Origin of the sequence: Streptomyces sp. NPDC053560 (assembly GCF_044544605.1) — a bacterium.
Taxonomy (GTDB): domain Bacteria; phylum Actinomycetota; class Actinomycetes; order Streptomycetales; family Streptomycetaceae; genus Streptomyces.
In genome coordinates, this window is sequence record NZ_JBITXI010000001.1 from 411,177 (window position 1) to 431,419 (window position 20,243).

Here is a 20,243-nt window from a genome sequence, read left to right on the forward strand (position 1 = left end):
GAGTGCGGCGGGGAGCATCGTCGCACCACTGTCAACCGTTGTCCCGACGGGGCCCGCGAGCCACGGCCGTCTCCGTCAGGAGAGCCGTACCCAAGTCGATTTCCTTCCACGTACCGCGCCAGGTCAGCAGGGCGATCGCGGCAGTGGGGAACTTCTCCTGCACCGTTTGAAGCCTGCTGCCGACTCCGTCCCCGGCAGTCGCCAGGATCGTGTCCCGCAGAACCGGGTTGTGCCCGACCAACAACAACGTCGCGATGTGCGACGGCACTTCACGCACCACCGTCAGCAGTTCCGGAACGGTCGGGTGGTAGAGGCGCGGCTCGTACCGCACCGAGCACAGGCTCCCCAGGGACGAGGCCGCCAACTCCCAAGTCTCTCTGGTGCGGCGGGACGTGGAGCACAGCACGAGGTCGGGCAGCCAGTCCGCCTCGGCCAGCAGCCGGCCAGCGGCCCGCGCGTCCCGCCGGCCACGCGCGGAGAGCGGCCGCTCGTGGTCGGCCGTCCCGGGAGGGCGGTCGGCTTTGGCGTGCCGCAGCAACAGCAGACGCCGCAGGGCCGTCGGCGTCATGTCGGGCTCCATAGTGCCGGAGATTAGCGAGCCGGCCGCTGCCGCGACACATCTGTGCCTCTTCCGGACAGCAAGCGGCCTGTTCGCCCTGCCGTCCACTCGCGTTTCCCTTCACCCGCTTCGGGTGATGCGGGCCGGCGGGATCGGCTGCGGAATGGACTCGGCCCGGCGGAGCCTCGCCCGGATCGGAGGTAACCATGAGCGAGCCGTTGTCCCGGCACACCGCCGTACTCGCATGCGTCGCTCTCGTCGCCGCTCTGACTGCGGGCTGCGGCGACGACCACGAGCCCGACCCGAAGCGCGGTCAGCAATGGGGCTGGACGCGCTGAAGCTGCCGGCGGCGTGGTCGGTGACGACGGGGGGGGACGACACGGTGATCGCCGTGGTCGACACCGGCGTCGACCTCGACCACCCGGACCTGAGCAACCGCCTGGTACGCGGTACCGACATCGTCGACGGCGACGACACGCCGAACGACAGGAACGGCCATGGCACCCACGTCGCCGGTATCGCGGCCGCGGCGACGGACAACGGTGCGGGCATCGCAGGCGGAGCTCCCGGCGCCAAGATCATGCCGGTACGGGTCCTCACAGCCGCCGGTTCCGGTGCCAAGGAGGACATCACCCACGGCATCGTGTGGGCGGCCGAGCACGGTGCCGACGTCATCAATCTCTCGCTCGGTGAGACCGGGCTCATGGCCAAGCTGCTGCGGGGCGGCACCCTCAACAGGGCCATCACCACCGCGCACGACAAGGGCGCGGTCGTGGTGGCCGCGGCGGGCAACGAAGGAGCCGAGACCCAGCCGTACCGGCTGACCACGCCGGTTCTCGTGGTCGGCGCCAGCGATCAGGACGGCAGGCCCGCGGCATTCTCCAACTTCGGTGCCCAGGGGGCCGTCAGCGCTCCCGGCGTCGCCATCGTGTCCACCCTGCCCACGTACACCACACCTTTGCCCCGCGACAACACGTCCGGATACGGGAAGCTGGACGGCACGTCCATGGCAACCCCCTACGTCTCCGCCGTAGCGGCGCTCCTGCACCAGCAGGGGCGCACCCCGGACCAGATCATGGCCGCCATCAAGGAGACCACCCGCAACCCCGGCCAACTGCCCGAGCTGGGCCTCGGGACCGTGGACGCGCAGGCAGCCGTGAAATCCGCGAAGTAGAGCCGCTCGTGGGCGGCGGCACCGCTACGGCGCACCGCGGCGCGGCCGGACCGGCCGCAGCGCGAGCCGCCAGATGCGCCTCCAGTCCAGGGGTGGCCGGGGCTCGGGGACACCGGGGCGCACCCGGGGCACGAGCACACGCAGCGCCAACGGCCGCACCTCGCAACGGACCGGCACGGGCAGGGTCAGCGCCTCGCCGTCGATGCCGACCGGTATCGACGGCAGATCGGCGTCGACGGTCACTGTTCTCCCTGTCGACCGTGTCAGCCCGGCGGACCGCTGCCCCCGCAGCAGCCCGGCGGCCTGCCCCGCGCTCGACACCTTCACACCGATCACTCCGAGCACTCCGCCGTTGAGATACGGCCGACGGCCCAGCCCTGCGATGTCCCCCATGCCGTAAGGGTTGTTGCTGACCAGCACGGCCTGGGGCCCGGTCATGGTGACGGCGCCCGTCCGGGCCGTCAGGTGGGCGCCGCGGTGCCCCATGAGGTAGTCGGGGAGCATGTCCGCGATGGTGCGGGTCTTCCCGCCGCGGTAGGACGGATTCTGCACCACTTCGGCGTAGGCACCGAAAGACACGTTGTTCACGAAGGGACGGCCTCCGGCCCGCCCGAGGTCGACGCGGAGTTCCGCACCGTCCCGCAGTGCTTCCAGGGCCTTCGATGGATCGTCCCGGTCCAGTCCCAGGTCGAGGGCGAAGTGGTTGCGGGTCCCGGCCGGAATGACCAGCAGCGGTACGTCGTACGCGGCGGCGACATCGGCGACGACGGCCTGCGTGCCGTCCCCACCGGCCACTCCCAGGAGATCAGCGCCCTTGGCCACCGCTTCCCGCGCCAGTCCGGCCACATCGACCGTCCCCGGGCCTTCCAGCAGCGCTACGTCCGCGCCCAGTGCCTCCGCCTTCTCGCGCAGCCCGAACCGCTCCACCTTGCCACCGCCGGAGCGTGGATTCATGATCATGAAGGGCTGTCGGGGCGGAAGGACCGGAGACTCGGGCATCGCCACCGGCCGGTCGGCACGTACCAGGGCGGACCGCCCGGTCACGACGGCCGACAGCCAGAGCACGCCGGACAGCGCCACGATCCAGGTCACGTGGTGTCGTACGTACTGGGTCAGCACCAGGGCCGGAGCGGAGACGGTCAGCACGAGGGCGAGCATCCGCCGAGCGCCGTGGTGCGTGAGCGCCCACCACACGGCAGCCGCCGTCACCACCAGGCCACCGGCTCCCACCCCGAGCAGCACGACGGTACGCAGGCCCGCGAAGAGGAGCAGCACCACCACCGCGCCGGCGGCCGTCAGCAGCGACAGGCGCGCCAGCCATCGCTCCCCCGCCGCCGGAAGGGCCCCGGATCGCACGGGTCACCCGCCCCATACCGCGACGAGCAGCGGTAATCGCACAGGACGTCGGCACCAAGCAGTCATCACAGCCTCCAACCTGCTTCGCCCAGCGTGGCATGACGCGCGCGACACGGCACCCCGCGAGTTCGGCCGAACACTGCCGCGTGCCGCCCCCACGGGTCCCACCGGTCGCCTGCACAACATCTCCACGGCACGGCACTCCGTTACCCGACCATGACATAGCGATCTTGACAGTTACCGCCATTACGCAAGTAGGTTCAGCATGAACGAATTTCTAACTGAAAACCGGCACCCCCACGCCGGAAGAAGGGACGTCCATGGGTTCCCACGCCCGCCCCAACCGCATACACCGGACCGGGGTCAGGATCGCGACGGTGGCGCTTTTCGGGGCCGCCCTGCCACTGACCGCCGGCGGCCTCGCCCAGGCGGCAACCCCCAACGCCACGCATTCCGCCGACGAGAACGGCCAGCAGGGCGGTGTGGCCACCACTGCCGATCAGCAGAGCCTGGACGCGCAGGACCAGACCGCTCCCAAGATCAGCACTGATCACGCCTTCCTGCTGGACGCCCGTGACGGCAGCCAGGAGCGGGAGCTGTGGGCCGGGGCCAAGGCGGACGAGAGCGTGCCGATGGCCAGCACGACCAAGATCATGACGGCCTTGGTGGTGCTGAAGCACCCGGAGTGGCTGAACCGGCAAATCACGGTGAAGCAGGAGTACCGCGACTACGTCCAGGCCAACGGCAGCAGCACCGCCGACCTCCAGACCGGCGACAAGCTGACCGTCAAGCAGATGCTGTACGCCATGATGCTCCCCTCCGGCGGCGACGCCGCGATGGCTCTGGCCGACACCTACGGCGCCGGGGACACCGTGGACGCGCGGATCGCCGACTTCGTGAACCAGATGAACGTCGAGGCGCAGGCGCTCGGCCTGACCGGCACGCACTTCGACACGTTCGACGGCATCTCGCACGGCAACAACCACAGCACCGCCCGCGACCTGGCCAAGCTCGGCCAGCGCGCGATGCTGCAGCCGACGTTCGCCGAGGTCGTGCAGAACAAGCAGTTCAAGACCGAGGCCCCGGCAGCCAACGGACGCACCCGGTACTACACCTGGACCAACACCAACGAGCTGCTGACCAGCTACGACGGCGCTCTGGGCATCAAGACCGGGAGCGGCCCGGAGGACGGCTACTGCGTCGTCTTCGCCGCCAAGAAGGACAACCGCACCCTGGTGGGCGCGATCCTCGGGGCCGACACGGACAAGGGCCGCTTCGACGACGCCACCAAGATGCTCGACTGGGGCTTCGCCCACTGAGTCGACTGCGCATGGCAGACCGGTGGAACCGGTGGACGGTCTTCAGTCGCGGGGCAGCAGGGACCCCGGTGGACCGAGGTCGAGGTTGAGATCTTCGAGGCGCAGGCCGTGCTGATCGCACAGGTCGGAAATCCGCTCGTCGAGCAGCATGAGCGTCTCCCGATCCGGTCCACCTGTGCGTCGCTGAGGCCCCGTGCTCCACAGGCGGATCGCCTGCCGTTCCATCAACTGCCGCAGCGGTTCCACCACGGTGAGTACCAACGCGACCAGGCCACGGCCGACTTGTCGCGGTCGATGTCGCGGTCGATGTCGATGTCGAACCTGTCGTCGGACCGATGGGTCGTCCATTCGTCGATCTGGTCGTGGATCCCCGTATCGCTCCGTACGGCGCGCTCCGTCACAGGGGGCCTCCGTCCGGCCACGGCGCGGGCACCCGCTCGCTGACCGAAGACAGCAGTGCGCGGAGAGAGACGTACCCGGGGTACGTCCGCAATGGCGATGACCACATCGCCGCTGACGACGACGCCGGTGGCCAGTACGCGGTCCAGCAGGTCGACGAGCGGGACGCCGAGGGGCCCGGAGCAGCAGTGGAGGCCCTGCACCCGAAAATCCTGGGCACACCTGCCCGGCCGGCACCGCCGCCGGCCCAATGATGGGGCCGGCCGGGTGGATGATGGACCCGGCTTCGGGGACGCTGCGGAACAAGGGGGCTCGCATTGGATCGTCCGGCAGGAGCGGACCGGGAGGCCGGGCGGCCCGCTGTCGTGGCGCCCGCGGTGCTGCCCCCGTCGCTGCGCGCACGGCTCGGGACGATCGCGGCCCTCGCCGCGGTGGTGGTCGTGGTGCTCGGGGTCCTGTACGCCGGGCACAGCGAGCCCGGCAGGGTGGACCGGTGGATCGTCCGGCCGACGGCGGACAGTGTGCGGCCGCCGTGGCGGTACATCGCTCTGGCCACGGACTTTCTGGGGGAGCCTGCCGGGGCGGCGGCGCTGGTGGTGGCCGCAGTGACGGGCTGCCTGCTGCTTCGCCGGCCACGCGCGGCGGTGTTCGTCGTTGCCGGGACCGGGGTCACCGTGGGGGCGACGACGCTGCTCAAGCCCCTGGTGGGCCGCACCATCCACGGCGCGGACAACCTGTCCTACCCGAGCGGACACACCGCCTTCTTCACCGCGTTCGCCCTTGCCGTGGCGCTGCTCGCGGCCGGTCGGCTCGGCCTCGGCAGGACGGCCGGTGCGTCGCTCGTGCTCGCCGCGGCGCTGGTGGCCGGCACCGCGATGGGGTGGGCGCAGGTCGCCCTGGGCGCCCACTACCCGACCGACGCCCTCGGCGGCTGGTGCACCGCGCTGACGGTGATCCCAGCGACCGCGTGGCTGGTCGACCGGAGGGCCGGCGTCAGCCGGCGGGAGCGTCGCTGACGCCACGTCGCATCACGTCATGCACGCCCTGTCAGGTGACGCCCCGCCCCGTCACACCGAGCGGCGGAACACCGGCTTCACCGGTCGCCCGGCCAGCCAGGGCGTGGGGTCCCCGGCGTCCAGCGCCTTCCGGTACACCGCGCAGGCCTGGGCCACCACGTCGACGGTGTGGTCGATGTCGGCTTCGTCGAGCGCGCTGCTCACCACGAACGACGGGGCGAGGACTCCGCCCGTCAGCAGTCGGCGCAGGAACAGGGTGCGGTACTGCTGCGACGGCTGCCCGCTCTCGTCGAGGGTGGCGAAGACGAGGTTGCTGGCCCGGCCGCGGACGACGACGTGGTCGCCGACGCCCATGCTCGCCGCGGCGTCGCGGACACCGGCGGCCAGCCGCTCCCCGAGGGCGTGCAGCCGCGCGGTGACGCCTTCCTCGGCGTACGTGGTCTGCACGGCCATCGCTGCGGCCAGGGAGTGCGTCTCCGCACCGTGCGTGGTGGAGAGAAGGAACACGCGGTCGGCGGAGTGACGCAGCCCGCCCCGCTCCATCAGTTCACGGCGCCCGGCCAGTGCGGCGACGGCGAATCCGTTGCCCAGCGCCTTGCCGAAGGTGGAGAGGTCGGGGACGACGCCGTACAGCCCCTGGGCGCCCGCCTCGGACCAGCGGAAGCCGGTGATCATCTCGTCGAAGACCAGCACGCAGCCGTGCCGGTCGGCCAGCTCGCGCAGGCCCGCGAGGTATCCGGGCGGGGGCTCGGTGTGGGTGGCGGGTTCGAGGATCAGGCAGGCGATCTCACCGGCGTAACGGGTGAGCAGTTCCTCCGTCGCGGCCAGGTCCCCGTACGGGAACGCCACCGTGAGGTCGGTGGTCGGCGCCGGAATGCCGGCGGCCATCGGTGTGGTGCCGATGAACCAGTCATCGGTCGAGAAGAAGGGGTGGTCGCCGCAGAGCGCCACCCGCGGGCGGCCGGTGACGGCGCGGGCGAGGCGCACCGCGGCGGTGGTGGCGTCGGAGCCGTTCTTCGCGAACTTCACCATCTCGGCGGTCGGGACGGTGGCAAGGAAGCGTTCCGCTGCGTCGGCCTCCACGATGGACGGGCGGACGAAGTTGCTGCCGCGGTCGAGTTCGCGGCGCACCGCCTCGGTCACGCGCGGGTGGGCGTGGCCGAGGCTGACCGACCGCAGGCCGGACCCGTACTCGATGTAGCGGTTCCCGTCGACGTCCCACACGTGGGCGCCGCGGCCGTGGCTGATGACCGGGGCGAGGTTCTCGGGGTACTGGTCGTCGCCCTTGGCGTAGGTGTGCGCGCCGCCGGGGATCAGGGCGTGCAGCCGCTCGTTGGCCGCCTGGGACCGGGGCAGGGGGAACTCTTCGGAGTCCATGGTGACTTCAGCTCTCCTTCTGCTTCAGGGCCTCGGCGAGGTTCGGCGCCTCCCGGTCCCGCTGGGACATCGAGGTGACCGGCAGCGGCCAGGGGATGGCGAGTTCCGGGTCGTCGTAGGCGATCGTCACGTCCTCGGCCGGATCGTGCGGACGGTCGATCCGGTACGAGGTGTCGGCGGTTTCGGTGAGCGCCTGGAAGCCGTGCGCGCAGCCCGCCGGGATGTACAGGGTCACCTGCGTCTCGCCGGACAGGTCGAAGGAGGCCACGTTGCGGTAGGTCGGCGAGTCGGGCCTCAGGTCGACGACGACGTCGAAGATCCGCCCGTACGAGCACCGCACGAGCTTGGCCTCGCCCGCGCCGGAGCGCAGGTGCAGGCCGCGCAGTACGCCCCGGACCGAGCGGGAGACGCTGTCCTGGACGAAGGCGTACGGGTCGAGTCCCACCGAGCGGATCACATCGGTGTCGAAGGTGCGGCAGAAGAAGCCGCGCTCGTCGGCGTACGGCGTCGGCTCGAAGAGGTACGCGCCGGCGATTGCCGGGACTTCGTTCGCTTTCATGGAGCCTCCTGGAACAGGGCCCTGGTCAAGGCGCTGAACTGGTCGTCGAGTTGTCGGGCGGCGAGCTGGTTGCGTTCGACGAGAATCCGCCGCAGTTCCGCCGATCGCTTCTCCAGCGCACGGAACTGTCCGAGCAGCCGGTCGGCGTCGACCTCGCGCGCCGGGTGGCAGTACGCGCCAAGGCCCATCCGGTCCATGAGCGCGTGGCTCTTCGCCGCATAGCTGAGCGCGAGCGTGGGAGTGCCGACCTTCAGCGCGCAGATCAGGTTGTGGTACCGGGTCGCGACCACGGTGTCGGCGGCCGCCGTCTCCTTCATCAGGTCGGTCAGCGAGGCCGCCCCGGCCGCGGTGACCAGCGGCGAGTCCACCGCGTCGAGGATCGCGTCGACCACCGGCCCGTCGCACTCGTCACCGGTGAGCAGCCGGACCGGCCGGCCTTCCTCGACCAGTGCGCGGACGAGCCGAGTTGTCCCGTCGAGGTAGCGCCGGTGTATCTCGTCGGCGCGGGCGCGGTCGTCGTCGCCACCGTGGAAGTCCATGACGCCGACGCAGACCGGACCGCCCGGCGGGCCATCGGGTGTGCCCGCCTGCGGCGTCGGCAGGGCGAATGCCAGGTCCGGATGGACCTCGTCGCGTGCGGTGTCCACGCCCATTGCCCGCATCGCGTCGCGGGACAGGCCGTCCCGGTACGAGCGGTACGCGGCAAGGCGTGCAGACCAGCGCACCAGGGTCCGGGTCGCCCGGTTGCCGATCGGGGCGGCGCCGACACCGACCAGTGCGACCCGCGTGCCGAGCAGCCGCCCACTGGCACACAGTAGGAACAGCGAGTACGGGAAGCCCCACGGCCGCAGCGGCAGTGTGGCCTCCAGGACGCCCATGCCCGGCACGATCACGACGTCGTGCCGGCGCACCCAGGCGGCGGTGCGGAAGACATCGACGAGTTTGCCAAGGCCCTTCGCCGCGATCGCGGCCGCACGCGACGCGGTCCGGTACTCGCCGCGGTTCCAGTGCAGCCGCGTCGAGGGAATCCCGTACCGGGCCCTCACGGCCTCGGGTCCGCCGCACAGCGCGTCCACGACCGCCTTGGGGTGCTGGGCGCGGAGGTATCCGAGTACGGCTTCGAGCGACCCGTCGTTGCCGAGGTTGCCGGAGCCGAGCAGGCCGAACACCCCGACGCGTACCGGGGGTCTTCTCGGGGACATCATCCCCGCCTCCCCTCGCGTCCGGCCACGATCGCGTCCACGGACACGCTGAGCAGCTCCGGATCGACCGGCGCGCGGTCCTCGACCCGCTCGCCCGCGCCGCCCGGCCGGACCCGGCTGGTCAGCCACGCGGCCAGGTGGCGGTGGCACGCGCGCCGGTCGGCCGCGGACAGCGGCGCCCGCCGGATCGCCGAGGCGAAGCCCCAGATGTACTCGGCGAGCAGCCGGGGTGTCGGGTGCAGCGGGCCGGCCCGGCGGGGGTCCAGGTTGACGCACCGGGAGCGCTTGGACGGGTTCGCCCGCTCGGCCCGGGTGGGGTGGTCGCGGCGGAAGTACAACAGCTCCGGCACCTGGTGGAAGGCCCCGTGCAGGGTGATCTCGGCGACGTACGTGCGGTCCGCGTGGTGGTAGCTGTCCATCGGCTTCACCCGGCGCAGCACATCGGCCCGCATCACCCCGTAGAAGTCGTCACCGCCCGGCTCGAACAGCAGACTGCGGAACCGCTCGGGCGGGTGCGGCGAGTCGGTGGCGAGCCCGTACTCGTAGGGGACCTTCACCCGGCCGTCGCCGTCGATGACTGCCTGGCCGGTGTGTGCGAGGATCACGTCCGGCCGCTCGTCCAGCGCCTCCACGCAGCGCCGCAGCAGGTCACGGCCGTACAGATCGTCGTGCGAGGCCCACTTGAACAGCTCGCCGCGGGACTCGGCGAACACCCGGTTGTGGTTCGGCGTGGCGCCGATGTTGCGGTGCAGCCGGAGGTACCGGATGCGTGAGTCCTGCGCGGCGTACTTGCGGCAGATGTCCTGGGTGCCGTCGGTCGAGGCGTTGTCGGAGATGACGAGTTCGAAGTCCTCGTAGGTCTGGCCGAGCAGCGCGTCGAGGGACTCGGCGAGGTACTCCTCGCCGTTGTACACGGGCAGGCCGATGCTCAGCCTGGGGCGGGCGGTCATGAGGTCCTCACTTCGGAGATGGGGTTGTGGTGGTGCTCGCGCAGCGCGTACCGCAGTTGCAGCCACCACACGGCCGAGCCGCCGACGGTCGCGGCGGCGACGCCCCAGGCCGAGCCGACCGTGCCGGCCGCGACCGCCCCGCCGAGCCCGCCGCCGACGTAACAGGCGGAGGCGAACAACTGGCAGCGCAGGCTGCGCCGGGCCGCGCCGAGCGCGCGCAGCCCGGCCGCAGCTCCGGTGCCGAGCCCCGCGCCCGCGACGCCGAGAGTGATCGGCACGATGAGCTGTGCCGCGGAGTGCCAGACGTCGCCGAGCACGAGTGCGCCGAGCCGGTCCGGCATCAGCAGCAGCGCCCCGCCCCAGAGCAGCGCGGCGGCGGCCTGTCCGCCGCCCAGCAGGAGGCAGAACCTGCCGAGGCGGTGCGGGGCCTGCCGCAGCACGCGTGCCGCCTCCGGGACGGTGACCAGCGACAGCCCCATCAGCACGGCGAGGAAGGGGCCGAGCAGCAGCTCGGCGCCCCGCACCGCCCCCACCGCGCCGACTCCGACGATCGCGCCGAGCCCGTAAGCGCGCAGCTGGCTCGCGCCGCTGAGGCTGACGTTCTCGACCAGGTACCGGTAGCCGAGGTCGCGCTGCTCGCGAAGCCACCCGCGCGCTCCGGACAGCCGGGGCCGGATGCCGGACTGGAGGCAGCCGTACGCGGCGGCCACCGCGGCGGACGCGCCCCAGGCCAGCACGAAGGCGGCCACACTGCCCACGCGGGCCGCCACGACCATGGCCGGGACGAGCGCGACGCCCCACACTAGGTCGTTGACGAACGCCTTGCGCCCGGTGCCTGCGGCGAAGAACGCGAACCGCCAGGCGTCCTGGAGCAGCAGCCCCGGCAGTACGACGCCGAGGCAGGCGAACGCGGGCCCCACGCTGCCGCCGAGAGCGAGGCCGGCCACCAGGCACGCCGCGCCGATGGCGGCACCGACGCCGAGCGCGGTGCCCGACGACCGGGCCACGGCCTGGCGCCAGGACGCTTCCGGCACGCCGCTGAAGCGCACCACGAGCGGGTCGGTGGCCAGCCCGCGGGAGACGTTGAGCACCACGCCGTAGGTCACCCAGGCGAGGCTGAACACACCGAACGCGGTCACCCCCAGCGAGCGGGCCACGTAGATGCCCACCACGAAGTTGGACATGCTGGAGGCCGCCTGGTCGGCCAGCCCCCAGGACAGCCGGCCGACGAGGGCCCGTTTGGCGGCCCCGGCCGGCGGCGCCGCGGTCGCCGCCGGCTGCGGATTCTCCCCCTCGGTGGTCATCGGCTTCATGCCTTGATCAGCCCTGCGCCGTGCAGGGCGCCGGCGGCGTCGGCGACGGTGTCGAAGGGCAGCCCGGACCGCTCGGCGACGTCCAGCAGACTGTGTTCGCCGTCGGAGAGGTTGAGCACCCAGAGCATGGCCATCTGGGCCTGCTTGGTGTCGCTGCGGCCGCCGAGCGCGTCGTACAGCCCGCGCCGGCCCAGCTGCGGTTCGCCGTAGGGGCTGAGGTTGAGGTACCGCCGGTTGCGGTCGAGGACGGCGAACGCCTCGCGGCAGACGGCGAGCGTGTCCGCCATCGCCTCCGGGGAGACGAAGTCCGGGTTGTCCGCGGAGGTGTGGTACTCGGGGTAGCTCGCGTACGGGGTCCGGGTGAGCGAGCCCACGCCGAGGTCGAAACCGGGCGAGCAGTACTGCCGCTCGTCGTAGCCGTACGGAGTGAACTCGGTTGTCCGGTGCGGGCGTTCGGACGCGGTCAGCACATGCCGCAGCACCCGGTCGATCTCCGCGTCGCCGCGCCTGCTCTGCTTGTACGTGAGTTGCCCCGGGTCTCCGGCGCAGGCCAGCACGAGCCCGTGCTTCACCTGGCCGATCCGCTCCGCGTTGCGGGCCAGCCAGGTGATCGCTCCGATGGTGCCGGGCGCGTAGATGAACCGGTAGGTGTAGTACGGCGTCGTCTCCGCCAGTGCGCGGGCCAGGAACGTCGCCACCGCGATGCCCGCCAGGTTGTCGTTGGCCAGCGACGGGTGGCAGACGTGGCAGGAGACGATCACCTCGTCGGGGACCTGGCCGGGGACCACGTGCTCGGCGTAGGTGAGGTGGCCGTCCGCGAGTGTGGAGTCGATGCGCACCTCGTACTCGCCGTCCGGCATCGCGTCCAGGGTCTCCTGGGCCAGGCAGAACCCCCATTCCGGCTTGTAGTAGCTGGTGCGGTACGGCACCCAGGCCGGGTGGTCGGGAAGGGTGTGCAGATGGTCGCGCAGCTCGGAAAGGGGCATGGTCCGCGACACCGGCACGCTGTAGCCGAGCACGTGCAGGCTGGACGCGGCGAAGTCGACGATCCGGTTGCCGGCTGCGTCGGCGATGTACGCGTCCCGGATGTTCCACTCCTGCGGCACCGTCCAGTCGAGCACCTGCGTCCCGGTCGGCACCTCGTGCACCTGCAACGGGATGTACTCATTGACGATGTCCAGGGTGGCACGCACACCGTCGCCGGTGATGCTCCGGCAGAGCGGGTACAGCCGCTCCACCAGAGCATGCATCTCCGCGCCGACCGCGGTCATCGCCGCCACCGCAGGGTGTCGTCGACGGAACCGGCCTCGGAGGCCGCGCGCAGTACGGCGAGGCGGGTGAAGCGTCGCTCGAAGTCCTCCCGGGTCAGCCCGTGTTTCCGATAGGCGTCGGCCAGTTCCAGCGCGCCCTGCTGCACCGTCCACTCGCAGTCGAAGCCGGGGATCGCGGTGCGGAACCGGGAGAAGTCCACCCGGTACGAGCGCGGATCGGCACCGTTCTCCCCGGTGATCCGCACCTTCGCGCCGGGCACCGCCTCGGCGACCTGCTCGGCGATCTCCGCGACCGTGACGTTGTTGACCTCGCTGCCGATGTTGAAAGCCCGGCCGTGCACCGCTTCGCGCGGCGCGGTCAGCGCGGCCGTGAAGGCCCGTGCGATGTCGGCGGCGTGCACCAGCGGGCGCCAGGGGGTGCCGTCGGAGAGCACCAGCACCTCGCCGGACAGGAGCGCGTGGCCCACCAGGTTGTTCAGCACGATGTCGGCGCGCAGCCGGGGTGAGTAGCCGAAGGCCGTGGCGTTGCGCATGGAGACCGGGGTGAAGTCGTCGTCGGCCAGTGCGTGCAGGTCGTCCTCCACCCGCACCTTGGACTCCGCGTACGGCGTCACGGGGCGCAGCGGTGCGTCCTCGCCCACCAGGTCGTCGCCGCCGGCGGCGCCGTAGACCGAGCAGGTGGACGCGTACAGGAAGCGCCGCACGCCGGCTTCGCGGGCCAGCCGGGCGAGGCGTACGGACGCGTGGTGGTTGATGTCGTAGGTGAGCTCCGGCGCCAACGAGCCCAGCGGGTCGTTGGACAGCGCGGCCAGGTGGATCACGGCGTCCACCCCTGCCACGTGGTCGGCCGTGACGTCGCGCAGGTCCATCTGGTGCCCGGAGGGGTCGGCGGGCGCCTCGCCCAGCACGCAGTCGGCGAACAGGCCGGCGTCCAGGCCGACGACCTCGTGTCCGGCGGCCGTGAGGACCGGGGCCATCACGGTGCCCAGGTAGCCCTGGTGTCCGGTGAGCAGTACGCGCAAGGTTCAGTCCCCCAGGTTGAAGGTGCCCGAGTTGCGGGCGCCCAGATCGAGCGTGAGTTTGGTGACGGCGAACGCCTCGGCGTACCGCTCGTGGCATTCGATGCCGCGGATCCGCGCGAGACCGAGGAAGGCCTCGCGGTCGTACCAGGGCCGGTGCCGCTGCGAGGGGTAGTGCTCCGCCAGCAGCCGCACCTTCTGTTCGGCGATCGCCGGCGAGAGCGGTTGGTACGCCGCCATACGGCCGAGATCGCCGTCCCACTTGACGATCTCGTAGCCGAGCACGAGGTGGTCGCGGAACGCGGTGGGTATCAGCTGCGCCAAGTCGCGGTGGTCCTGGTGCGCGTCGTCGGTACGCGGGGCCAGGATCAGATCCGGGTCGGTCTGCGCGCGCAGTTCCTCGACCGCGGTCTTGGCCTCGTCCCAGTGCGCCCGCTGCCGGCCGTCGGGCAGCTTGAGCACGGTCAGCCGCAGGTCGGCGCCCGGGCAGAAGGCGGCGAGCGCGGCCCGCTCCTCCTGCTCCCGTTCGCTGCCGCCACCGGAGAGCACCAGTGCGTCGACGCGGATGCCCGGACGCGCGAGACACAGCGTCAGCAGTGTGCCGCCGGCGCCGATGGCGATGTCGTCGCAGTGCGCGCCCACCGCGACGATGCGGTCCGGGCGGCCGGCCCCGAGCCGGATCATGCGCTCACCCCGGCGTTGTCCCGCTCCCACACGGCCCACGGGCGGTCGCCCCGGGCGTAGGCGGCGTCGAGCGCGGCCTTCTCCTTCACGGTGTCGGTCGGCTTCCAGAAGCCGCGGTGCTGGTGTGCCACCAGCCTTCCGCGCTTGGCCAGTTGGGCGCATCCATCGGCGACCAGGTCCCCGTTCTCCGGGATGTGGTCGAAGACCTCCTGGCGGAGCACGAAGTAGCCGCCGTTCTCCCACAGGGGCATGTCGCTCACCGCGGTGATGCCCCCCACCAGGCCGTCCTCGCCGAGGTCCACGCAGTGGAAGGAGGACTGCGGTGGCACGACCATCATCGACGCACCGGCGTCGCGCCGGGCGAACCGGTCGATCATCTCCGGCAGCGGCGCGTCGGTGAGCACGTCGGCGTAGTTGGCGAGGAACATCTCGTCGCCGTCCAGGTGGTGCCGCACCCGGCGCAGCCGCTCCCCGATCGGTGACTCGATGCCGGTCTGCGCGAACGTGATCGTCCAGTCCGAGATGTCGGTGGACAGCAGCTCGGTCCGGCCGCCTCTCAGCACGAAGTCGTTGGACGTCGTCTCCTCGTAGTTGAGGAAGAAGTCCTTGATGTGGTGGGCCCCGTACCCGAGGCACAGGATGAACTCGGTGTGCCCGAAGTGCGCGTAGTAGCGCATGACGTGCCAGATCAGCGGTCGCGGGCCGACCATCGCCATCGGCTTGGGCACGTCGTCGGAAGCGCCGTCGCGCATCCGCATCCCGTAGCCGCCGCAGAACAGTACGACCTTCATGCTGTGACCTCTTTCAGAGACGCGGCCTCGGCAACGCTCTGCTCGACAACGCTCAGTTCAGGGATGGGAAAGACAAGACGGCCGCCCCACTCGTGCACGTAGGAGAGCTGCTCGACCAGCTCGTCCCGCAGGTTCCACGGCAGGACGAGGACGTAGTCCGGCTTGTCGGCGGCGATCCGCTCGGGCGGCAGGATCGGGATGCGGGTGCCCGGGGTGAACCTGCCGTGCTTGTAGGGGTTGCGGTCGACCGTGTACGCGAGCAGGTCGGGCCGGATGCCGCAGTGGTTGAGCAGGGTGTTGCCCTTGCCCGGGGCGCCGTAGCCGACGACCGTCTCGCCGCGCTCGGCCGCCTCGATGAGGAACTTGAGGAGGTCGCGGCGCACCTTGGCCACCCGTGCCGAGAACTCGGTGTACCCGGACAGCTCCTGCAGCCCGGCGGCCTTCTCCCGGGCCAGCACGTCAACCACCCTCTGTGTCGGCTGCCCGGCCACCGCCTCCGGGCGGGCCCACAGCCGGATGGAACCGCCGTGCGTGGGCAGCAGCTCGACGTCCACGACGGCGAGTCCGCCGCTGGCGAGGGCCCGGATCGCGGACGCGACGGTGTAGTACTGGAAGTGTTCGTGGTAGATCGTGTCGTACTGGTTCTCCTCGATCAGGGTCAGCAGGTGCTGCACTTCGATGGAGACCCAGCCGTCGTCGGCGACCAGGGCGCGCAGTCCCTGGGTGAACCCGACGACGTCGGGGATGTGCGCGTACACGTTGTTGGCCACGACCAGATTCGCCGGGCCGTGCTCGGCGCGGACGGCCGAGCCGGTGTCCGGGCTCAGGAACTCCGTGCGCGTGGGCACGCCCGCGTCCCGCGCCGCCGCGCCGACGTTCACCGACGGCTCGATGCCCAGGCAGCGGATCCCCCGGTCCACCACGTGCTTCAGCAGGTACCCGTCGTTGCTCGCGACCTCCACCACGAAAGCGTCGGGTCCGAGTCCCACCCGCTGTACGGCGTCGTCGACGAACGTACGCGCGTGCTCCACCCAGGAGGTCGAGTAGGAGGAGAAATACGCGTACTCCGTGAACGTCTCCTCCGGCTTGATCAGCGGCGGGATCTGCGCAAGCCAGCAGTCGGTGCAGACCCGCAGGTGCAGCGGATAGGCCGGCTCCGCCGTGTCCAGTTGGTCCGCGGCGAGAAAGCTCTCACATGGTGGCGTCGCACCGAGATCGACGACGCTCGCCAGTGTCGCCGAGCCGCAGAGTCGGCATCGTGTCATTTACTTGCCCCCCATTGTTTCCGTCCGACCCGCGATCGCGGTGCGGTACTCATCCACCAGGCGCTCCAGCCCGACGGCCGGGCTGAAGCCCTGTTCGTAGCGGCGCCGGGCCGCCTGGCCCAGCTCCCGGTTGCGGGCCGGTTCGGCCGCGATCCGGCGTATGCAGGACGCGAGCGAGGCGGGTTCGCCCGGCCGGTGCAGCAGCCCGGTCACCCCGTCGTCGACGAGTTCGACGAAGGCGCCGTGACCGGCGGCGACGACCGGGACCCCGGCCGCCATCGCCTCCACGACCACCAGGCCGAACGCCTCCAGCCACGTCGAGGGAGCCACCACGGCGACCGACCGGGCGATGGCCTGCTGGCACTCCGCCGTGTCGTACAGGCCGACGTACCGCACGTCGTCCCGGCCCGCGGCCCAGGCGGTCACCTCACCCTCCAGCGGGCCGGTACCGGCGATCACGAGCGGCACGCCCACGCCGCCGGCCGCGGCGAGCTCGTCCCACGCGGCCATGAGCTGCCGTACGCCCTTGGCCTCGGCGAGCCGGCCGAGGTAGAGCACGTGCTCGCCGGGACCCGTTCGGCGGGCTTCCGGGTCGGGCACGAAGTTGTGCTTGACCGCGAGTCGCTCGGGCGGCATGCCGGCGCCCACCAGGACCTCGCGCTGCGCGGCGGAGATGCAGAGGAACCGCGCCACGCCGGACCACCACCGCCGCCGGTTGGCCGAGAGGCTGACCGCGAGCGGCACCGTCGCCAGCCGGGAGCCGCGGTAGCAGCCGTGCCGGACCGCGGGCAGCGGAGTGGACCCGACGCACTCGGTGCACGGCCGGCCGTCCCGTTGCAGCGTGCCGGGCGGGCAGATCTGGGTGTAGTTGTGCAGCGTGGCGACGGCGGGCACACCGGCGTCGGCGCAGGCGGCCAGGACCGCGGGCGACAGGAGCGGAAAGACGTTGTGGACGTGGACGATGTCAGGGCGCTCGGTGCGCAGCCGGGTGGCGAGTTCCGCGCGTACGGCCGGGTTCCACGGCACGAGCAGCGGCAAGGCGGCCTTGCTCACCAGGGACCGGGCGGCGATGTCGTCACTGCGCCGCTCGAACAACTCGACCCGATGACCGGCCGCGCGCAGCAGCGCCACCTCCTGGTCGACGACCTTGTTCTCCCCGCTCGGCTGCGCCGAGGCGTAGCGGTTGTGCACCACGAGGACGTGCATGCTCAGATCACCTCCGCTCTCTGGGCCCGTCGCGGCATGCGTCGCCGAAGGCCTTCTGGCGTGGAAAGGGGGCCGGCCGCGGCAGGTGCCGCCAGCAGCGAGGCGGCGACGGCCAGATGCAACAGGTACGGCGAGGCGTCGCCAAGGCCTGCCTCGGTGTACGACGCGATCGCGCAGTAGCTGATCAGGAAGATCGCGCAGGCCCTCGACAGCGACGGTGGCCGCAGCAGCGCGACACCGCCCAGCACGATGATGACCGCCGCCACCAGGGCGACACCGGCCAGCCCCTGTTCCTGGTAAACGGCCAGCCAGCTGTTGTCGATCGGCAGCCCGCCGTACGACTTGTCGCCCAGCCCCACCCCGAACAGCTGCTCCACGGTCGACCGCGGCGCCGCCAGCAGGGCGTCCCAGACCTTGGCCCGGCCGGTGAGGTTGGAGAAGTTCTCCTGGCTCTGGCCGCGCAGGAACCACGCCTGGAGCGCGGAGCTGAACGCCACCGCGGCCGCCACGGCGCACAGCACCGCCCAGCTGAAGAACCGGCGCGCCGCGGCGCTGGTCAGGAGGAGCGAGCCGATCGCCAACGCCAGCCCGATGAGCAGGCCGACCGTGGCCGTCCGGGTATGGGTCAGCGCGAGCAGGACGAGTGACGGCACGATGACCACCGCAGCGCCGGCCTTGTCGGTCCGGCGGCCCAGCAGGAGGAGCACCGTAAGCCCGATGATCACCGCGGCGTACTGGCCGATCTGCGGCGGCGTGAGCGGCCACAGCGCGCCGACGAGGCGTCCGCCGTAGAGCTCGGGCAGGGCCGTGCCCGGTGAGACGACCAGCCCCGCGGCCACCGACCCGAGCACCGCGAAGTACATCCGGATGTGGTGCCGGACGAACGTCGGGCCGCCGTCCCACCAGCGGCTGAGCAGCCACAGTGTGCCGACGAAGAGAGCCAGCCGGGCGCACCGGAACAGCGCGCCGAAGCCGGACTCCAGGTGCGCACTGGAGAGCACGCTCGTCACCAGCAGCAGGGTGAGCAGGCTCAAGTAGGAGCTCGCTCGGATGCGCAGCCGGGGATTGAGCGCGAGCGCCAGCGAGAACGCGACGGCCAGCGCGCCCATGGTGACCAGCTGGATGAGGGAGCGGGGAATCGGGATGATGGTCTCGGCCCCGGCGGAGCCGAGTGTGTTGAGGACCAGCAGCCCCCAGATGATCCCGACGGTCTTCGGTGTGCCCACGGAGTCCCGGTCCATCTCAATCACCGGCCCGTGGGGCGAAGGTGCTGCCCGCGTCCTGCTGATACGGCGTGCTCTGCCACTGCCCGGAATCGAGTATGCGGCTCGGGTCGTGGGCGACGAACTGCCACTGTCCGAGGTAGGCGTTGTCGTGCCAGCGGTTGCGCTGCTCGCCGGTGATCGCCTCGGCCACCCGCTCGCCCTGGTACGGCGACCAGTCCGGGTAGGTGCCGTAGTTGGCCAGCACCGCCATGCGGTCGCACTTCACCGTGCACTTGACGACGGACTTGTCGAGCACGAAGCGGTTGTGGTGGATGTCCACCCGCTGGGTCTTCCACCGGCAGTCGGCGTAGAGCGGTGCGGTGTCGATCGCGGGCTTCGCGCAGCGGCCGGTGTCCCGCACCAGCAGTGTGCAGTCTCCGGACGAGGTGTTGGCCGGGCTGTTGCAGAACCGGTCGGCGTTCTCCCACAGGGTTATTCCGGACCAGTTGTTCTCCAGTACGTTCCGGTAGATCTCGATCCTGTCGGTGCGGGCCCGGACCCGTGGTTCGCCGCCGGACTCGGAGAGGTAGACGGTGGCGAACGGGAAGGTGTCGCCACGGTCGGCCGCCCTGCGGCCCTCGACCCAGTTGTTCCGCCGGATCGTGTTGTGCCGGATGACCGCGTTGTAGCTGGTCTCGTAGATCAGCGCGGCACCGTCGTTGGCCTCCAGCACGTTGTTCTCGATGCGGAAGTCGTTGTTGTTGGTGTCCGCCCACAAGCCGGTGCCGCGGTTGTCGTGCACCCAGTTGCCGCGCACATCAGCGCCGTTGACGGCCCAGAACTTGATGCCTCCGGTACAGCCGCAGCCCTTCCGCCGCCGCTCCCAGTCGCCGGTGTTGTTGCCCACGACCTCGTTGCCCTCGACCACCAGGCCGCTGAGACGACCACCGGACTTGTACGCGTTCATGCCGTACTGGCCGTTGTCGCGCAGGCAGCTGGCGCGGACCCGCTGGCGGTCACCGGCCATCAGCCCGGCACCGGAGTTGTGCTGGATCGTGGCGTGCTCGATCGTCCAGCCGTCGGCCGAGTCGTGGTTGACCACGCCCTCGTTCTGCGGCGCGACGAAGCCCTGCACGGTCAGGTAGCGGAGGGTGACGTCGCGGGCGGTGCCCCCGAACGCGTACTGGTTCGTCTTCCGGCCGTCGAGCACCGCGCCCGGCGCACCGAGGTAGCGGTCCCCCTCCTTGGGGATGACCTGGGCGTAGCGGTCCGGGTCGAGCCGGTGCTTGCCGGGTCGAAGCCAGAACGTGGTGCCGGGCGGACTGCTCTTGGCCTTCGCCGCCAGGTCACCGACCACTGCCGGGTCGATCGTCACCGCGCCCGCCGGTGCCTTCGCCGGCCCGGCCGCGGGCTTGGCGCACACCCGTGCCACGGGCGTGGCCGAGGCCCCGGACAGGGACGGCGCTCCCACCGCCTTCGCCGGCGCTTCCGGCGTACTCGTACAGCCGGCCGTCGCCAGCAGGGCCAGCGTCAACGGCGCCGCCGCCCACGCCCAGTGCCGTCTGTTGCTCCTCACGC

General features: G+C 71.3%; 20 protein-coding genes and 1 pseudogene. 4 read left to right on the forward strand and 17 right to left on the reverse strand.

All coding sequences use genetic code 11. The features are described from left to right. Positions 1-31: 31 nt before the first annotated feature. Positions 32-568, reverse strand: coding sequence for a SixA phosphatase family protein (locus ACIGQF_RS01855; protein ID WP_399704134.1), 537 nt, complete (start codon positions 566-568; stop codon positions 32-34). Between the two features lie 197 nt (positions 569-765). Between ACIGQF_RS01855 and ACIGQF_RS01860 the strand changes: the two genes are divergently transcribed. Together ACIGQF_RS01860 and ACIGQF_RS01865 are read left to right on the forward strand one after the other, a co-directional pair. Beyond that, positions 766-897 carry a hypothetical protein gene (locus tag ACIGQF_RS01860; protein ID WP_399704136.1) on the forward strand — a complete coding sequence of 44 codons (132 nt, stop codon included), beginning with the start codon at positions 766-768 and terminating at the stop codon, positions 895-897. Beyond that, entirely contained in the window at positions 879-1,733 is an 855-nt protein-coding gene (locus ACIGQF_RS01865; RefSeq protein WP_399704138.1) for a S8 family serine peptidase, read from the forward strand. Before ACIGQF_RS01860 ends, ACIGQF_RS01865 begins: the two co-directional genes overlap by 19 nt. Before the next feature lie 24 nt (positions 1,734-1,757). On the opposite strand, the gene ACIGQF_RS01870 is transcribed toward ACIGQF_RS01865, so the two are convergent. Continuing rightward, entirely contained in the window at positions 1,758-3,089 is a 1,332-nt protein-coding gene (locus ACIGQF_RS01870) for a diacylglycerol/lipid kinase family protein (protein ID WP_399704141.1), read from the reverse strand. Positions 3,090-3,409: 320 nt separating this feature from the next. On the opposite strand from ACIGQF_RS01870, the gene ACIGQF_RS01875 reads away from it, so the two are divergent. Further along, entirely contained in the window at positions 3,410-4,408 is a 999-nt protein-coding gene (locus ACIGQF_RS01875; protein WP_399704144.1) for a D-alanyl-D-alanine carboxypeptidase family protein, read from the forward strand. A gap of 42 nt (positions 4,409-4,450) precedes the next feature. On the opposite strand, the gene ACIGQF_RS01880 is transcribed toward ACIGQF_RS01875, so the two are convergent. Then, positions 4,451-4,756, reverse strand: coding sequence for a gas vesicle protein K (locus ACIGQF_RS01880; protein ID WP_399704146.1), 306 nt, complete (start codon positions 4,754-4,756; stop codon positions 4,451-4,453). Positions 4,757-4,805: 49 nt separating this feature from the next. After that, positions 4,806-5,010 (reverse strand): annotated as a pseudogene (locus ACIGQF_RS01885) (gas vesicle protein). Positions 5,011-5,124: 114 nt separating this feature from the next. On the opposite strand from ACIGQF_RS01885, the gene ACIGQF_RS01890 reads away from it, so the two are divergent. Then, complete coding sequence (locus ACIGQF_RS01890) at positions 5,125-5,823, forward strand: phosphatase PAP2 family protein (RefSeq protein ID WP_399704149.1); 699 nt, start codon at positions 5,125-5,127, stop codon at positions 5,821-5,823. 51 nt (positions 5,824-5,874) lie between these two features. Here ACIGQF_RS01890 and ACIGQF_RS01895 read toward each other — a convergent pair whose 3' ends face one another. From ACIGQF_RS01895 to ACIGQF_RS01955, 13 genes are read right to left on the reverse strand one after another with little or no spacing between them, the layout of a single operon-like run. Further along, on the reverse strand, positions 5,875-7,200 hold the full coding sequence (locus ACIGQF_RS01895; protein WP_399704151.1) for a glutamate-1-semialdehyde 2,1-aminomutase: 1,326 nt from the start codon (positions 7,198-7,200) through the stop codon (positions 5,875-5,877). 7 nt (positions 7,201-7,207) lie between these two features. Beyond that, the gene (rfbC, locus tag ACIGQF_RS01900) at positions 7,208-7,759 is read right to left on the reverse strand and encodes a dTDP-4-dehydrorhamnose 3,5-epimerase (protein WP_399704153.1); all 552 of its coding nucleotides are present in this window, start codon (positions 7,757-7,759) and stop codon (positions 7,208-7,210) included. After that, the gene (locus tag ACIGQF_RS01905) at positions 7,756-8,961 is read right to left on the reverse strand and encodes a polysaccharide pyruvyl transferase family protein (protein ID WP_399704156.1); all 1,206 of its coding nucleotides are present in this window, start codon (positions 8,959-8,961) and stop codon (positions 7,756-7,758) included. Before ACIGQF_RS01905 ends, rfbC begins: the two co-directional genes overlap by 4 nt. Next, complete coding sequence (locus ACIGQF_RS01910; protein WP_399704158.1) at positions 8,961-9,911, reverse strand: glycosyltransferase family 2 protein; 951 nt, start codon at positions 9,909-9,911, stop codon at positions 8,961-8,963. Before ACIGQF_RS01910 ends, ACIGQF_RS01905 begins: the two co-directional genes overlap by 1 nt. Further along, a complete protein-coding gene (locus ACIGQF_RS01915) occupies positions 9,908-11,215 on the reverse strand; it encodes a hypothetical protein (protein ID WP_399704758.1) in 1,308 nt (435 codons plus the stop codon). Before ACIGQF_RS01915 ends, ACIGQF_RS01910 begins: the two co-directional genes overlap by 4 nt. Positions 11,216-11,220: 5 nt before the next feature. Beyond that, entirely contained in the window at positions 11,221-12,504 is a 1,284-nt protein-coding gene (locus tag ACIGQF_RS01920) for a DUF4910 domain-containing protein (RefSeq protein WP_399704159.1), read from the reverse strand. After that, positions 12,492-13,517 (reverse strand): NAD-dependent epimerase/dehydratase family protein, encoded by a 1,026-nt coding sequence (locus ACIGQF_RS01925; RefSeq protein WP_399704162.1) that lies wholly within the window; start codon positions 13,515-13,517, stop codon positions 12,492-12,494. The genes ACIGQF_RS01920 and ACIGQF_RS01925 overlap by 13 nt, the downstream gene beginning before the upstream one ends. 3 nt (positions 13,518-13,520) lie before the next feature. Next, positions 13,521-14,198, reverse strand: coding sequence for a PIG-L deacetylase family protein (locus ACIGQF_RS01930; protein WP_399704163.1), 678 nt, complete (start codon positions 14,196-14,198; stop codon positions 13,521-13,523). After that, a complete protein-coding gene (locus tag ACIGQF_RS01935; protein ID WP_399704166.1) occupies positions 14,195-14,989 on the reverse strand; it encodes a glucose-1-phosphate cytidylyltransferase in 795 nt (264 codons plus the stop codon). The genes ACIGQF_RS01930 and ACIGQF_RS01935 overlap by 4 nt, the downstream gene beginning before the upstream one ends. Further along, on the reverse strand, positions 14,986-16,254 hold the full coding sequence (locus ACIGQF_RS01940; RefSeq protein ID WP_399704168.1) for a class I SAM-dependent methyltransferase: 1,269 nt from the start codon (positions 16,252-16,254) through the stop codon (positions 14,986-14,988). The genes ACIGQF_RS01935 and ACIGQF_RS01940 overlap by 4 nt, the downstream gene beginning before the upstream one ends. Beyond that, on the reverse strand, positions 16,255-17,460 hold the full coding sequence (locus tag ACIGQF_RS01945) for a glycosyltransferase (RefSeq protein ID WP_399704171.1): 1,206 nt from the start codon (positions 17,458-17,460) through the stop codon (positions 16,255-16,257). A 2-nt stretch (positions 17,461-17,462) separates the two neighbouring features. Next, the gene (locus ACIGQF_RS01950) at positions 17,463-18,701 is read right to left on the reverse strand and encodes an O-antigen ligase domain-containing protein (protein ID WP_399704173.1); all 1,239 of its coding nucleotides are present in this window, start codon (positions 18,699-18,701) and stop codon (positions 17,463-17,465) included. Between the two features lies 1 nt (position 18,702). Beyond that, positions 18,703-20,241, reverse strand: coding sequence for a right-handed parallel beta-helix repeat-containing protein (locus ACIGQF_RS01955; RefSeq protein ID WP_399704176.1), 1,539 nt, complete (start codon positions 20,239-20,241; stop codon positions 18,703-18,705). Positions 20,242-20,243: the final 2 nt, after the last annotated feature.

What these genes read in the sequence shown, in the direction of transcription:
- ACIGQF_RS01910 (WP_399704158.1), bottom strand. Translation starts at nt 9,911, where the DNA reads ATGACCGCCCGCCCCAGGCTGAGCATCGGCCTGCCCGTGTACAACGGC.
- ACIGQF_RS01865 (WP_399704138.1), top strand. Translation starts at nt 879, where the DNA reads ATGGGGCTGGACGCGCTGAAGCTGCCGGCGGCGTGGTCGGTGACGACG.
- ACIGQF_RS01895 (WP_399704151.1), bottom strand. Translation starts at nt 7,200, where the DNA reads ATGGACTCCGAAGAGTTCCCCCTGCCCCGGTCCCAGGCGGCCAACGAG.
- rfbC (WP_399704153.1), bottom strand. Translation starts at nt 7,759, where the DNA reads ATGAAAGCGAACGAAGTCCCGGCAATCGCCGGCGCGTACCTCTTCGAG.
- ACIGQF_RS01930 (WP_399704163.1), bottom strand. Translation starts at nt 14,198, where the DNA reads ATGATCCGGCTCGGGGCCGGCCGCCCGGACCGCATCGTCGCGGTGGGC.
- ACIGQF_RS01950 (WP_399704173.1), bottom strand. Translation starts at nt 18,701, where the DNA reads ATGGACCGGGACTCCGTGGGCACACCGAAGACCGTCGGGATCATCTGG.
- ACIGQF_RS01945 (WP_399704171.1), bottom strand. Translation starts at nt 17,460, where the DNA reads ATGCACGTCCTCGTGGTGCACAACCGCTACGCCTCGGCGCAGCCGAGC.
- ACIGQF_RS01880 (WP_399704146.1), bottom strand. Translation starts at nt 4,756, where the DNA reads ATGGACGACCCATCGGTCCGACGACAGGTTCGACATCGACATCGACCG.
- ACIGQF_RS01875 (WP_399704144.1), top strand. Translation starts at nt 3,410, where the DNA reads ATGGGTTCCCACGCCCGCCCCAACCGCATACACCGGACCGGGGTCAGG.
- ACIGQF_RS01915 (WP_399704758.1), bottom strand. Translation starts at nt 11,215, where the DNA reads ATGACCACCGAGGGGGAGAATCCGCAGCCGGCGGCGACCGCGGCGCCG.
- ACIGQF_RS01940 (WP_399704168.1), bottom strand. Translation starts at nt 16,254, where the DNA reads ATGACACGATGCCGACTCTGCGGCTCGGCGACACTGGCGAGCGTCGTC.
- ACIGQF_RS01855 (WP_399704134.1), bottom strand. Translation starts at nt 568, where the DNA reads ATGACGCCGACGGCCCTGCGGCGTCTGCTGTTGCTGCGGCACGCCAAA.
- ACIGQF_RS01905 (WP_399704156.1), bottom strand. Translation starts at nt 8,961, where the DNA reads ATGTCCCCGAGAAGACCCCCGGTACGCGTCGGGGTGTTCGGCCTGCTC.
- ACIGQF_RS01935 (WP_399704166.1), bottom strand. Translation starts at nt 14,989, where the DNA reads ATGAAGGTCGTACTGTTCTGCGGCGGCTACGGGATGCGGATGCGCGAC.
- ACIGQF_RS01860 (WP_399704136.1), top strand. Translation starts at nt 766, where the DNA reads ATGAGCGAGCCGTTGTCCCGGCACACCGCCGTACTCGCATGCGTCGCT.